This is a genomic window from Micromonospora sp. DT15, assembly GCF_049841475.1.
Lineage (GTDB): Bacteria > Actinomycetota > Actinomycetes > Mycobacteriales > Micromonosporaceae > Micromonospora.
Map to the genome: position 1 here is coordinate 103,896 of NZ_JBNCKJ010000002.1, position 13,017 is coordinate 116,912.

The following is a 13,017-nucleotide window of genomic DNA, read 5'->3' on the forward strand; positions in this document are numbered from 1 at the left end:
GTCAGCGACGAGGCCGGCCGGTCAGGACGCCCAGGGCGATCATGCCGACGCCGAGCCCCAGATGCAGCCAGCCGTCGGCGTCGTTCACCGGCAGCACGTTCGCCCCGGTGTCGTGGTCCACCGCCAGCCCGTAGAGCCAGAGCACCAGGTAGACCGCGCCGCCGCCGATCAGGAACGCCCGAGCGCCGGTGACCGTCCGGGCCAGCAGCAGACCCACCACCCCGTACGCCAGGTGCACCAGGTTGTGCAGCACCGACACCTGGAAGACGCCGAACAGGTACGCGCCCGAGTCGTGGCCGGCGAAGCGCAGCGCGTCCATGCCGGTGGTGATCCCCGGCACGAAGCCGAGCACGCCGACCAGCAGGAACAGCACGCCCACCGTCGCCGCCGCGCGACGGACCGGCGGTTTGCCGTCGGCCGGGTTGGGTCGGGCCCGGGAGTGCGCCATCGGTCCGACCATTCCCGGCTCCTCGTCGCGCGGCGGGCATGAGCGCTGCCGGCTACCCGCCCGTGCGACCGGCAAACCGGTTGGCACCGCCACCGGTCAGGCCGGCAGCAACCTCGGGGCGCTCGCCGACTGCCGGACCTGCTCGTACAGCTCGACGTAACGCTGTGCCATCACCGCAGGCGTGAAGCGCTGCGCGGCCACCCGCCGGCACTCGTCGGGGTCGAGCAGCTCGGCGGCGAGGACGAGGTCACCCAACTCCTCCTCGTCGGCGGTGAGCAGCCCGGTACGGCCGTGCTCGATCAGCTCCGGCAGGCAACCCCGGGAGGTGGCCACCACCGGCGTACCCAGGGCGAGCGACTCGACGACAGCAGTGCCGCCCGGCTCCTCCCACCGCAGCGGGAACAGCGACGCGCGGGCGCTGGCGAGCAGGTCGTCGCGCTCCTGGCCGGCCACCGTGCCGATCCAGCGGACCAGGTCACCGTCGACGTGCGGTGCCACCTCGTCGAGGAAGAACCGCACGTCCGGGTTCTGCCGGGCCTCGTCGCCGGCAGCGGCCAGGTCGGCTGGCCGGTGGTACGGGCCGACGGGGCCGGCCAGCACCAGCGGAATACCGACCCGGTGCGCGAGGCGGGCACCCACGTCCTGCCCCTTGCCCGGGTTGATCCGGCCGAGGATGAGCAGGTGCTCGCCCTTGTCCGGTCGCGATCGCCGGTCGGCGTCGACGGCGAGCGGCGTGGACAGGTGCACGTGCCCCACCGAGTGCTCCCGCAGTGCCAGCGGGGCGCGGGCCAGCTGCGACGCGGAGACGCCGTTGACCCGGACCCGGTCGCCGCCGTCCAGGCTGCCGTAGAGCGCCGGGTGCTTGGCCAGGTCCCAGTGCAGGGTGTGCAGGGTCGGCGGCCCGGACGGCCCCATCGCGGCGAGGGTGGCCAGCCCGACCGCCTCGACGTGATCGTGCACCAGGTCGATGTCGTCGCGGGAGTGCAGCTCCCGGACCACCCCGGCCAGGTGCGCCTGGGCGATTCCGCAGACCTGGTTGTACGGCCGCTGCAATGCGGCGAACTGCCCGTCGGCGAAGACCGAGACCTGCTCGTCCACCGGCAGGGTGCTGCTGCCCACCGAGGCGAGCACCACCCGTACGCCCAGTCGCCGCAGCTCGGGCACCAGCGTGGCGATGACGTTCTCGATGCCGCCGTAACCGGGCGGCGGCACCGACAGCCACGGGCCGGCGTTCATCAGCACGGTGAGGCTCCTGGCGCTCACGCGGCGGCCACCCGGCGGCGGGGCACCCGGTGGCGCAGTTCGGCCAACGGCGGGCGTTCCTCGATGGACACGTCGCTGACCACGATCTCGCGGTCCAGGTTCGGCAGGGTGTCGGAACCACCGCGACGGAACTGGGTCAGCAACGACTCCGGCGCGAACCCGGGGGTCGCCCAGCCGCGCCGTTGCAGCCGGGTCCAGGCCGTCAGCATGATCTGCGCGGACATCCGGCCCAGGGCGGCGGTGTCCTGGTGGCGGTGCTTGCGCTCACCGAGGTCGACCTGCGCGAGCGCGTCCAGGCCGACCAGGTCGAGCAGGTCGATCATCATGGCCGTCTCCACCCCGTACCCGGAGACGAACGGCACCTGGGCCAGCACGTCCCGGCGGCCCGCGTACTCGCCGGCGAGCGGCTGCACGAAGCCGGCCAGCTCGGGCCAGAAGAGATTCAGCAGCGGTCGGGCCATCAACTCGGTCACTCGGCCCCCGCCGTCCTGCTCCACGCTGGCGGTGCCCACCAGAGGGCGGTGGTAGAAGCCCTTCACGAAGTCGACAGACGGGTCGGTCAACAGCGGCCCGAGCAGCCCGCTCACGAAGTGCGGCCGGAACTCCCGCAGGTCGGCGTCGATGAACGCCACCACGTCTCCCTCTGCGGCGGCCAGCCCTGCCCAGAGTGCGTCGCCCTTGCCGGTCAGCCGGGGCAACCCCCGGGTCATCGCGTCCTGGCTGACCACCTCCGCGCCGGCGGCACGGGCCACCTGCGCGGTCCGGTCCGTCGAGCGGGAATCCACCACGATCAGCTCGTCGACCAGTGCGACCCGATCCATCAGGTGCTCCCGGATCGTCGACACGATCGCGCCGACGGTGGCCTCCTCGTTGCGCGCCGGCAGCACCACGCTGACCCGGGTCTCACCCTTGGCGCGCATCAGCCGACGGGTCGGCCAGTCGGCCGCCGCCGTCGTCCGGTACGTAGCCCACGCCTCGACCACAGGCGACACAGTCGATGTCATATCCCGCACGGGCACCCCTCCGTTCGTGCGTGGAAAAACCGAATTTGGTTGTTCCCATTCCTCATCACCCGCTAACCGCATTCTCGGCAACAGCTTGATCACAGAGGTGACGACAATTCGTTCCCGGGTGATGAACGTTTGATTGCGCACAGCTCAGGGGACTGCTCCCATCGCAGATGAAAAGTCTTCGAAGGGGTGTGGGGATGCGGAACTGTCGGGTGGGGCTGGTTGGTGCCGGCGGCGTGGCACAGCGTCATGCGCGGGTGCTGGCCGAGTTCGACGACGTCGAGCTGGTTGGGGTCACCGACGTGGCGCCGGAGACGGCGTCCGCGCTGGCCGCCCAGCACGGCGGGCGGGCCTTCGCCGACGTCGCCGCGCTGCTGGACGCCGATCTGGACGCCGTGTACGTCTGCGTGCCACCGTTCGCGCACGGCCCCGCCGAGGAGGCGGTGATCGAGGCCGGGGTGCCGATGTTCGTGGAGAAGCCCGTCGCGGTCGACCTGAGCACCGCCGAGCGGATCGCCGACCTGGTCGCGCGGCGAGGGCTGCGCACCGCCGTCGGCCACCACTGGCGCTACCTGAGCGTGCTCGACCAGGCCCGCGACCTGCTCGCCGACCGTCCGGTGCGAATGGTCAGCGGCGCCTGGCTGGACAAGGTGCCCCCGGTGGCGTGGTGGTCGCGCCGGGACCGCTCCGGCGGGCCGGTGGTCGAGCAGGCCGCCCACGTGCTCGACCTGATCCGCGTGCTGGCCGGCGAGGTCACCGAGGTCACCGCGTACGGCAACGGCACCCCACCGCCGGTCGACGGCGCCGACATCGACTCGGTGACCACCGCCGCGCTGCGCTTCGCCGACGGCGCGGTCGGCACGCTCAGCGCCGCCTGCGTCCTCGGCTGGAAGCACCGCGCCGGCCTGGAGATCCTCGCCGACGGGCTGGCTATCGCGATCACCGAGGAAGGGCTGTCGATCCGCGACGCCGACGGCGAACGACACGTCCCCGCCGACCCGGAAGCCGCCCGGGTGGCGGTGGACCGCGCCTTCGTCGACGCCGTCCGTGGCATCGGCGACGACGTGCGCGTCCCGTACGCCGAGGCCCTCGCCACCCAGCGCCTGGCCCTCGCGGTGGCCGACTCGGCCCGAACCGGCACCACCGTGCGGATCGCCACCGCGACCGCGCCGGCAGTGCTCACCACCGGGGTGGCAGTCGATGCGTGACAAGGTCGTGGTGGTCACCGGCCCCGGTCGGGTCGACCTGGTCGAGCAGGACGCCGCCCCGCTGCGCCCCGGCACGTTCCGGGTCGAGACGCTGTTCAGCGGTGTCTCCGCCGGCACCGAGCTGAGCTACGTCAAGGGCACGAACCCCTACCTGAACGTCACCTGGAACCCCGACCTGGGCCTGTTCCAGCCGGGCGCGGCCAGCACCCCCTACCCGGTGACCCGACTCGGCTACATGCAGGTCGGCCGGGTGGTGGAGAGCGAGACGCCGGCCGTCGCGGTGGGCACTGTCGGCGCGATGACGTACGGGCACCGCACCGGCTGGCTGGCCGACCCGGTCGCCGAACGGTTCGTGGCGCTGCCCGACGACCTGGACCCTCTGCTCGGCGTCTACGTCGCGCACATGGGCCCGATCTGCGCCAACGGTCTGCTGCACGCCGCCGCCGACCTGCACGGCACCGACGTCCGCACGCTCGGCGACGGGGTACGCGGCCGACGGGTCGCCGTCGTCGGCGCCGGTGTCGTGGCGCTGCTGACGGCGTTGTTCGCCCGACGCAACGGCGCCGCGTCGGTGGTGGTGCTCGACCCCACCCCGCACCGCCGCCAGGTCGCCGAGGCGCTCGGTCTGGAAACCCTCGACCCCGACGCGGACGACCCGGCGGTGGTGCTCAAGACCCGTTGGGCGCACACCGCTGGCGACCGGGGTGCCGATGTGGTGTTCCAGTGCCGGGGGCAGGCGTGGGCGCTGCACCTCGCCCTGCGGCTGCTGCGGCCCCAGGGCACCGTCATCGACCTCGCCTTCTACCAGGGCGGCGCGGACGCGGTCCGCCTCGGTGAGGAGTTCCACCACAACGGGCTGTCGCTGCGCTGCGCCCAGATCGGCCGGGTGCCTCGCGGGCTCGCGCCCACCTGGGACCGCGAACGGCTCTCCGCCGAGACCGTCGACCTGCTCCGGACGTACGGCGACGCGATCCGTAAGCATCTCGTCTCGGCGGTGGTGCCGTTCGACGAGGCGCCCGCCCTCCTCACCGACCTGGCCGAGCGTCGTCGCCAGGAGCTTCAGGTGGTGCTCGCCACCTGAGCCGCCGTCGCCGCGTGCCGAGGGCGGCTACCGTTCGCGACATGAGCACCGTGCAGGAACGGCCGGTTCCCGGCGACACCTCGACCGACCGGCCGGCCGACGGCAGCCCCGGGGGCCGGTCGGTCGGCCTGGCCGCGTTGCTGCCGTACCTGCGGGAGCACCGCGGCACCCTGGTCGTGGTGGGCGCGCTGTCGCTGATCGGCTCGGCGGCGTCGCTGGCGCAGCCGCTGCTCACCCGGTCGGTGCTCGAGCGGATCGGCGCCGAGCAGGGCGTGTCCCGGCTGGTGGCGGTGCTGGTGGCCCTCGTGGTCTTCGGCGCGGCGATCGGTGGGCTGCGCGACTACCTGCTGCAACGCACCGCCGAAGGAGTGGTGCTGGGCACCCGGCGTCGGCTCGCCGGCCACCTGCTGCGGCTGCCCATCGCCGAGTACGACCGCCGCCGCACGGGCGACCTGCTCTCCCGGGTCGGCTCGGACACCACACTGCTGCGCGCCGTCGTCACCTCCGGGCTGTTCGAGACGGTCACCGGGGCGGTGACGGTGGTCGGCGCCGGCACGGCCATGGTGCTGCTCGACCCGCTGCTGTTCGGCGTCACCCTGCTCGGGGTGGCGCTGGGGCTGATCTTCGCCGCCACCTTCGCCCGCCGGGTCCGGGCGCTCGCCCGGGTCGCCCAGGAGCGGATCGGCGAGATGACCTCGGCGGTGGAGCGGGCCATCTCGGCGGCCCGGACCATCCGGGCCAGCCGCGCCGAGACCCGGGAGACGCAGACCGTCACCGGCAGCGCGCGCGAGGCGTACGCGGCGGGGCTGCGGGTGGCCCGGGTGCAGGCGTTGGTCGGCCCGATCGGCTCGGTCACCGTGCAGGGCGCGTTCCTGCTGGTGCTCGGCATCGGCGGGGCGCGGGTCGCGGCCGGGGCGATCTCGGTCGGTGACCTGGTCGCGTTCGTCATGTACCTGTTCCTGCTGGCGCTGCCGTTGGGGCAGGTGCTGCGGGCGTACACCCAGTTGCAGTCCGGCCTCGGCGCTCTCCAGCGGATCGAGGAGATCCTGGCCGTCCCCGCGGAGGGCGCGGACGACCGGCCGGCGCCCGGCAGCGCGACGGCGACCCCGCGCGGCCCGACCCCGATGATCGAGTTCGACCGGGTCAGTTTCGGCTACCCGGGCGGCGAGCCGGTGCTGCACGAGGTCAGCTTCGCGGTCGCCGCCGGCACCCGGACCGCCCTGGTCGGTCCGTCCGGCGCCGGCAAGTCCACACTGCTGGCCCTGGTCGAGCGCTTCTACGAGGTGAGCGCCGGCGCGGTCCGCCTCGACGGCACCGACGTACGGGACCTGCCCCGCGACGCGCTGCGGGCCCGACTCGGCTACGTCGAGCAGGAGGCTCCGGTGCTGGCCGGCACGCTGCGGGAGAACCTTCTGATCACCACACCGGACGCCAGCGACGACCGGTTGCGCGACGTCCTGGACGAGGTCAACCTGGGCCACCTGACGCAGCGCACCCCGCTCGGCCTCGACGTGCAGGTGGGCGAGGGCGGAGTGCTGCTCTCCGGAGGTGAGCGGCAGCGGCTGGCCATCGCCCGCGCGCTGCTCGCCGGCCCGCCGGTGCTGCTGCTCGACGAGCCGACCAGCAACCTCGACTCCCGCAACGAGGTCGCGCTGCGCCGCGCCATCGACGCCGTGGCCGTCCGCCGGACCCTGTTGATCGTGGCGCACCGGCTCGCCACCGTGGTCGACGCCGACCAGATCGTCGTCCTCGACGGCGGCCGGGTGGTGGCAGTGGGTACCCACGCCGAACTGACCGCCACCGACCCGCTGTACCGGGAACTCGCCAGTCACCAACTGCTGGTCGGGTGACCGACGCCCGGTCGCGGCGAACTTGCCGGGCGACCGGGCCGCGCACGCCGGCCAGAATCGCGTACCGTTGCCGCTCATGGGTGTGTCGCAACGGTTCAAGAGCAAGTTCCGGCGGTTCCTCCAGCGCCCCGGCTCGACCGTGGATCTTGCTCCGCTGGAGAAACTGCTCCCGGCGATCGAGGCGCGCGAGGCTGAGCTCACCGCGCTCGACGACGCCGAGCTGACCGCGGCCGCGGGTGCCGCCGCCGGTTACGAGGAGATCTGCGCCGTCGGCCGTGAGGCCGCCCGCCGCGGCCTCGACCAGCGGCCGTACGACGTGCAGCTGCTCGGCGCGATGTCGCTGCTCTCCGGCAAGGTCGCCGAGATGGCCACCGGTGAGGGCAAGACACTGACCGCGACGATCGCCGCGTACGGGCACGTCCGGCTCGGCAACGGCCCGGTGCACGTGCTGACCATCAACGACTATCTGGCCCGCCGCGACGCCCAGTGGATGGAGCCGGTCTACACCCTGCTCGGCCTCACCGTCGGCTGGGTCAACGAAGCCTCCACCCCGCAGGAGCGGCGCGACGCGTACGCCTGCGACGTCACCTACGTCTCGGTCAGCGAGGCGGGCTTCGACTACCTGCGCGACCAGCTGGTCACCGACGTGGAAGACCGGGTGCAGCCCGCGCTGACCACCGCCATCGTCGACGAAGCCGACTCGATCATGATCGACGAGGCCCGGGTGCCGATGGTCCTGGCCGGCGCGGTGCCGGGCGAGCAGGACCCGGTGCACGCCGCCGCCGCGCTCGTTCGTGGCCTGCGCAAGGGCAAGCACTACACGGTCGCCGAGGACGGGCGCAGCGTGGCGTTCACCTCCGCCGGCCTGGCCGCCATGGAGGCCAAGCTCGGCATCGACCTGTACGACGAGGAGCACGTCGAGCAGCTCTCCGCTGTCAACGTGGCGCTGCACGCGCACGCCCTGCTGCACCGTGACGTGGACTACATCGTCCGGGACGGCTCCGTCGAGCTGGTCGACGAGATGCGCGGCCGGGTGGCCCAGCGCCGCCGCTGGCCGGACGGTCTCCAGGCCGCTGTCGAGGCCAAGGAGGGGCTGGACGCCACCGCCGAGGGCGAGGTGCTCGGCACCATCGCCATGCAGGCGTACATCGCGCTCTACCCGAAGGTGTGCGGGATGACCGCCACCGCGGTGCTCGTCGGCGACCAACTGCGGGAGTTCTTCAACCTCGAGGTCGCGGTGATCCCGCCGAACACCCCGTGCATCCGCGAGGACGAGCCGGACCGCATCTACGCCACCCGGGCGGAGAAGGACGAGGCGCTCGTCGACGAGATCCAGCGCGCGCACGCCAAGGGGCGGCCGGTGCTGATCGGCACCCTGGACGTCAAGGAGTCCGAGGGGCTCGCCGCCGGGCTGAACGCCGCCGGGGTGCCGTGCGTCGTGCTGAACGCCAAGAACGACGACGAAGAGGCCACGATCATCGCCGAGGCCGGCGCGTACGGCGCGGTCACCGTCTCCACCCAGATGGCCGGCCGTGGCGTCGACATCCGCCTCGGCGGCAGCGACCAGACCGACCAGGAGCGGGTCGCCGAGCTGGGCGGGCTCTACGTGATCGGCAGCGGCCGGCACGACAGCCGCCGGGTGGACGACCAGTTGCGTGGTCGGGCCGGCCGGCAGGGCGACCCGGGCGGCTCGGTCTTCTTCGTCAGCCTGGAGGACGACCTCGTCGTCCGGCACGCCGCCGACTCGGTGCCGGCGTCGCCGCGGATGAACGCCGACGGTCTGGTGACCGACGAGCAGGTCGACTACGCGGTGGAGCACGCCCAGCGGGTCGCCGAGGGCGTCAACCACGAGATCCACCGCAACACCTGGCGCTACAGCGTGGTCATCGAGCAGCAGCGCAAGGCCCTTGCCGCGCGCCGGGAGCGACTGCTGACCAGCGACGTGGCCGCGGTGATGCTGCTGGAGAAGGAGCCCGAGAAGGCCGGCGAGATGGACGAGGACCTGCTCGCCCGTGCCGCCCGGTCGATCGCGCTCTTCCACCTGGACCGGCTCTGGGCCGAGCACCTGGCCGAGCTGTCCGAGGTCCGCGAGGGCGTGCACCTGCGCGCGCTGGGCCGGCTCGACCCGCTGGACGAGTTCCACCGGGCCGCGGTGCCGGCGTTCAACGACCTGATCCCGGAGATCGAGGCCCGCACCATCGCCACCTTCACCGAGACCGAATTCGATGAGGACTGGCAGCCCGACGACGGCACCCTGGTCCGGCCCACCGCCACCTGGACGTACCTGGTGCACGACAACCCGTTCGGGTCCGAGCTCGACCGTCTGATCGCGTCGATCGGGCGGCGGCTCGGCGGCGGCTCGCGCTGACGTATCGACCGCGTCGGGGCCCCGACCGCGCCTCCGCGCGCGACCGGGGCCCCGATTTACGCCGTTTCGACCCAGGTTTCCCAGGGTAGTAGGGCTGGTCGGTCGAGTCGGGAGAGAGCAGACGATGACACAGGTGACGAAGCGTACCGGGCAAGCGCGAGACGGCACGGAGGCTGCGAACCGGTGAACCTCGACACGCGGGAACCGGTGGTGCACATCCTTGGTGTGCTGGAAGCAGCCGCACTGTTGCGGGAGCTGACTGCCGGGCTGATCGCCCTGACCGACTTTGATGAGGCGCTGCTGGCCCTGGTCCGCGTCACGCGGGACGCCGTCGCCGGAGTGCGCTGGTGCGGGTTCACCGCCCTGCGGGCCGGCGAGCCGGCCGGGGTGGCCGCCTCCGACGAAGGGCTGGCCGGGCTGGACGACCTGCGACACGGGCCGGACACGCCGGCGATGAGCGCGATCCATCTCCGCGAGATGATCCTCGCCGCTGACCTGACCGGTGAGCCCCGCTGGCCGGCCTGGACGGCGCACGCCCGCGACCTCGGCGTACGCGGGGTGATCTCCGCACCGGTCGACATCGACGACCAGGTCATCGGGGCGATCAACCTGTACGCCGCCGCGCCGGACCTGCTGACCCCGCAACACCAGTTGACCGCCATGCTGCTCGCCGAACACGCCGGTCTGCTGCTCGCCGCCGTCCGTGACCGCAACCGACAGCTCACCCTTGCCGGTGAACGGGACGCCTCACTCCTGCACGACGGGGTGGTGGGCCAGGCCGTCGGCGTCATCATGACGCAGCGTGGGTGCCCTCCGGCCGAGGCCCTCGACGTGCTGCGGACCGCCGCCTCGTCGCTGGACATCCCGCTGCGCGAGGTGGCCGAGCGCCTGGTCCGGACGGTCTCCCGCCAACGCGACAACTGACCCCGGCCGGCATCTCCACCGTGGCGCCGCCCGTGAGTCCTTGAACCCGGGTGTCGCAGTCGCGCGGACGCCCCGACTTCCGGGAGCCCGAGTTGATCAGCGCTGGTCCGGCGGCGGCTCCGGTGCCCGTTCTTTCTGCTGCCGGCGAGTCGGGCGGCATCGTTTCGTCGCGACCGCCCTCGGGTAGCACTCTGGTCAGGTGAGCTGCGCCGACCCGGGGGAGGACCGATGCAGAGCCGGCTGCGGGTGCAGGGGCACCCGATCCAACCAATGCTCGTGACGTTCCCGCTCGGGCTCTTCGTCAGCGCCACCGTCTTCGACCTCACCGACGTCGTCGGCGGGCCCGCGTTCCTCGGCGAGGTCGGCTACTGGACGGGCGTCGCCGCGCTCGTCGCCGCCGCACTGACCGCCGTGGCCGGCATGGTCGACCTGTGGGACGTGCCGGGCGACCGTACCCGCCGCACCGCTGTCGCCTTCAACCTGGTGAACGCGCTGATGGCAGCCATGTTCCTGCTCACCTGCCTGGTCCGGTCACAATCCCCGCAGCACGGCGCGTCGGTCCCGATCCTGGCCACCGAGCTGGTCGCGTTGGCCGTCGGCGCGGTCGGCGTGCACCTGGGCGCACGGCTGATGCGTCAGTTTGACAGCGGCCGTACCGAGACCGGCGGCCTGGACGCGCTCGCCGGCATCCGTACGGCTGGTCGGCCCACGATCCGCTGACACCTTCGCTCCCGAAGATCTCGCGCCTGCCACCTGGGCCCTGCATGGCACCGCTTACATGGCGCTTCGCCAGCTCGCGGGCTTTCCCCCGGGCAGACCTGGCCGAGCCGCACGACATGGGCCCCGAAGGCGCTCGGATCCTCCAGATCCGCGCTTGAGGAGCAGAGGCTCACGGGCACCCTCGCCCGGGCGGCGGCAATTGGGTTGCCGGCCGGGTGACCGGCCGCGAGGCTGACCGCCATGACCGCTGAGCGTGACGCCGAGGACTTGATCGCAGAGGCAGCCGCCGCGCCCGTCGATGGTTGGGGCTTCGACTGGCTGGCTGGCCGGGCCACCGAGGAGCGTCCACCCTGGGGGTACGCCAGGCTGGTCGCCGACCGGATGGCGCGGGCCGACGCGGCGCTGGACGTGGACACCGGCGGCGGGGAGGTGCTCGCCGAAGTGCCCCGTCCCCCACAATTGCTGACGGCGACCGAGGCGTGGCCGCCGAACGTGGAGGTCGCCCGCCGGACCCTGCGTCGGGTCGGCGCGTCGGTGGTCGCGGTCGCCCCAGACGGGCCGCTGCCGTTTCGCAACGCCTCGTTCGACCTGGTGGTCAGCCGGCATCCGGTGCGTACCGACTGGGTTCAGACGGCGCGGGTGCTGCGACCCGGCGGGACGTTCCTGTCCCAGCAGATCGGCGCCGGCACCATGCGGGAGCTGAGTGAGGCGATCCTCGGGCCGTTGCCACCGCCGACCCAGCGGCACCCCGAACACGCGGTCGCCGCCGCCGAGGCCGCTGGCCTGCGAGTTGTCGATCTGCGGCGGGCCACGCTGCGGGCGACGTTCGCCGACATCGGCGCGGTGGTCTGGTTCCTGCGCAAGGTGATCTGGACCGTGCCCGGGTTCACCGTCGACGGCTACCGCGCACCTCTGCGCGACCTCCACCACCGCATCGCCGAAGAGGGCCCTTTCGTCGCCCACGCCCAACGCTTCCTCATCGAAGCCACCCACCCCTGAACCACCCGTCCCCGCCCCGCCCCCGCCAGACCCCGCCCCCGCACGAGCCCCCGATACGCGTCGATCTTGCACTTTCTGCCCCGGCAAAAGCTGTCCAGAAGGGCAATCCGACCACCGAAACTGCAAGATCGACGGGGCGGGGCGGGGCGGGGTGAGGGCGGGTGGGGTGGGGTTAGTGGGGGTGGGTTTGGTGGTGGGCTGCCAGGACGTCGGCGCCGAAGTCGCTGGCGGGGCGGCGCAGCACGGTGTGCGCGTGGTTGCCGTCCGCTGTGGTGTTGTCGTACTCGATCAGCAGGTCGTCGCCCTGCACCCGGTAGTAGTGCCGCCGCCCGGGGTGGGTCGGGCCGGCCCAGGCGAAGTGCAACGGGCCGGAGTCCAGTCGGGTCGCTTCCCGGATGGCCAGCTCGGGCGGCAACCGGTCGAGGTAGAGGGCGACCACCTGGTCGAGCAGGGCGCGGCCGGTCGGTCCCAGCCGCTGCGCCGGTACGCCGAGGGGCTCCAGCGGCCCGTCGACCCGCCCACGGGTGGCGCTGATGATGTCCGCCGGCGCCTCGTCGGCGATGATCGCGGCGGCCCGCTCGGCGGGACCCAGCGCGTCGAGCAGGGCGCGGGCCAGGTCCTCTTCGACACCGAGTGGGCGGGAGACCGGCCGGCCGGCGTAGCGGACCGCGGCCGGGTTGGCGCCGAAAAAGATCGGCGCGGGGGAGACCTGACCGTCCACCACTGTCATGTTCACCGACAGGTGGTGCCCTTCGAGTCGCCACGCCCAACGGTCGTCGCGCGCGGGGTCACCGAACACGGCCACCCAGTAGTCGGCGCTGTGCCGCCCGCGCTGCCAGCCCTCGGCCCGGTCCAGCACCTCCTCCAGCGAGATGATCGCCATCGCCTGTGCGTACGCCGAGGGGCTGAGCGCGGTGGCCAGCAACCGGTGCGCGGCCTTGCGGGCGGTGACGTCGAGTTCGGCGAGGCAGACGCCCGGTCGGGGTCGGGGCCGGTATTCCAGCCAGCGTCGGGCCGCCTCGTCGTCGAACGAGTGCACGGCGCTCTCGCGGGCGGCGGGGTCGAGCGCGGTCAGCAGCGCGGTCGCGGACGCCCGCATCTGCTCCGGCAGGGGATCTTCCACCGACCCTGTATACCGGCCGGCCG

At 72.9% G+C, this 13,017-nt stretch carries 11 protein-coding genes; 7 read left to right on the plus strand and 4 right to left on the minus strand.

Annotated elements, in window-relative coordinates; all coding sequences use genetic code 11:
- Position 1: 1 nt before the first annotated feature.
- The 3 genes from ACLQ3F_RS04555 to ACLQ3F_RS04565 all read right to left on the minus strand — a co-directional run bounded on the left by ACLQ3F_RS04555 (position 2) and on the right by ACLQ3F_RS04565 (position 2,715).
- Positions 2 to 460, minus strand: coding sequence for a DUF4383 domain-containing protein (locus tag ACLQ3F_RS04555; RefSeq protein ID WP_328654569.1), 459 nt, complete (start codon positions 458 to 460; stop codon positions 2 to 4).
- An 84-nt stretch (positions 461 to 544) separates the two neighbouring features.
- Positions 545 to 1,684 (minus strand): glycosyltransferase, encoded by a 1,140-nt coding sequence (locus tag ACLQ3F_RS04560; RefSeq protein WP_425847374.1) that lies wholly within the window; start codon positions 1,682 to 1,684, stop codon positions 545 to 547.
- Positions 1,685 to 1,707: 23 nt separating this feature from the next.
- Positions 1,708 to 2,715 (minus strand): glucosyl-3-phosphoglycerate synthase, encoded by a 1,008-nt coding sequence (locus ACLQ3F_RS04565; protein WP_387353932.1) that lies wholly within the window; start codon positions 2,713 to 2,715, stop codon positions 1,708 to 1,710.
- 203 nt (positions 2,716 to 2,918) lie between these two features.
- Between ACLQ3F_RS04565 and ACLQ3F_RS04570 the strand changes: the two genes are divergently transcribed.
- The 7 genes from ACLQ3F_RS04570 (at position 2,919) to ACLQ3F_RS04600 (ending at position 11,871) form a co-directional block, all read left to right on the plus strand.
- Positions 2,919 to 3,929 carry a Gfo/Idh/MocA family protein gene (locus ACLQ3F_RS04570; protein WP_425846404.1) on the plus strand — a complete coding sequence of 337 codons (1,011 nt, stop codon included), beginning with the start codon at positions 2,919 to 2,921 and terminating at the stop codon, positions 3,927 to 3,929.
- The gene (locus ACLQ3F_RS04575) at positions 3,922 to 5,010 is read left to right on the plus strand and encodes a zinc-dependent alcohol dehydrogenase (protein ID WP_357204191.1); all 1,089 of its coding nucleotides are present in this window, start codon (positions 3,922 to 3,924) and stop codon (positions 5,008 to 5,010) included. The genes ACLQ3F_RS04570 and ACLQ3F_RS04575 overlap by 8 nt, the downstream gene beginning before the upstream one ends.
- A 41-nt stretch (positions 5,011 to 5,051) precedes the next feature.
- The gene (locus ACLQ3F_RS04580; RefSeq protein ID WP_425846408.1) at positions 5,052 to 6,860 is read left to right on the plus strand and encodes an ABC transporter ATP-binding protein; all 1,809 of its coding nucleotides are present in this window, start codon (positions 5,052 to 5,054) and stop codon (positions 6,858 to 6,860) included.
- A 76-nt stretch (positions 6,861 to 6,936) separates the two neighbouring features.
- On the plus strand, positions 6,937 to 9,228 hold the full coding sequence (gene secA2, locus ACLQ3F_RS04585) for an accessory Sec system translocase SecA2 (protein WP_357204195.1): 2,292 nt from the start codon (positions 6,937 to 6,939) through the stop codon (positions 9,226 to 9,228).
- A 183-nt stretch (positions 9,229 to 9,411) separates the two neighbouring features.
- Entirely contained in the window at positions 9,412 to 10,152 is a 741-nt protein-coding gene (locus ACLQ3F_RS04590; RefSeq protein ID WP_425846411.1) for a GAF and ANTAR domain-containing protein, read from the plus strand.
- 228 nt (positions 10,153 to 10,380) lie between these two features.
- On the plus strand, positions 10,381 to 10,872 hold the full coding sequence (locus ACLQ3F_RS04595) for a DUF2231 domain-containing protein (protein ID WP_425846413.1): 492 nt from the start codon (positions 10,381 to 10,383) through the stop codon (positions 10,870 to 10,872).
- A 240-nt stretch (positions 10,873 to 11,112) separates the two neighbouring features.
- Positions 11,113 to 11,871, plus strand: a complete 759-nt coding sequence (locus ACLQ3F_RS04600) for a class I SAM-dependent methyltransferase (RefSeq protein WP_425846414.1) — start codon at positions 11,113 to 11,115, stop codon at positions 11,869 to 11,871.
- 172 nt (positions 11,872 to 12,043) lie between these two features.
- On the opposite strand, the gene ACLQ3F_RS04605 is transcribed toward ACLQ3F_RS04600, so the two are convergent.
- Entirely contained in the window at positions 12,044 to 12,994 is a 951-nt protein-coding gene (locus tag ACLQ3F_RS04605; RefSeq protein WP_425846415.1) for a DUF3500 domain-containing protein, read from the minus strand.
- Positions 12,995 to 13,017 lie beyond the last annotated feature (23 nt).

What these genes read in the sequence shown, in the direction of transcription:
- ACLQ3F_RS04555 (WP_328654569.1), bottom strand. Translation starts at nt 460, where the DNA reads ATGGTCGGACCGATGGCGCACTCCCGGGCCCGACCCAACCCGGCCGAC.
- ACLQ3F_RS04560 (WP_425847374.1), bottom strand. Translation starts at nt 1,684, where the DNA reads ATGAACGCCGGCCCGTGGCTGTCGGTGCCGCCGCCCGGTTACGGCGGC.
- ACLQ3F_RS04565 (WP_387353932.1), bottom strand. Translation starts at nt 2,715, where the DNA reads ATGACATCGACTGTGTCGCCTGTGGTCGAGGCGTGGGCTACGTACCGG.
- ACLQ3F_RS04570 (WP_425846404.1), top strand. Translation starts at nt 2,919, where the DNA reads ATGCGGAACTGTCGGGTGGGGCTGGTTGGTGCCGGCGGCGTGGCACAG.
- ACLQ3F_RS04575 (WP_357204191.1), top strand. Translation starts at nt 3,922, where the DNA reads ATGCGTGACAAGGTCGTGGTGGTCACCGGCCCCGGTCGGGTCGACCTG.
- ACLQ3F_RS04580 (WP_425846408.1), top strand. Translation starts at nt 5,052, where the DNA reads ATGAGCACCGTGCAGGAACGGCCGGTTCCCGGCGACACCTCGACCGAC.
- secA2 (WP_357204195.1), top strand. Translation starts at nt 6,937, where the DNA reads ATGGGTGTGTCGCAACGGTTCAAGAGCAAGTTCCGGCGGTTCCTCCAG.
- ACLQ3F_RS04595 (WP_425846413.1), top strand. Translation starts at nt 10,381, where the DNA reads ATGCAGAGCCGGCTGCGGGTGCAGGGGCACCCGATCCAACCAATGCTC.
- ACLQ3F_RS04600 (WP_425846414.1), top strand. Translation starts at nt 11,113, where the DNA reads ATGACCGCTGAGCGTGACGCCGAGGACTTGATCGCAGAGGCAGCCGCC.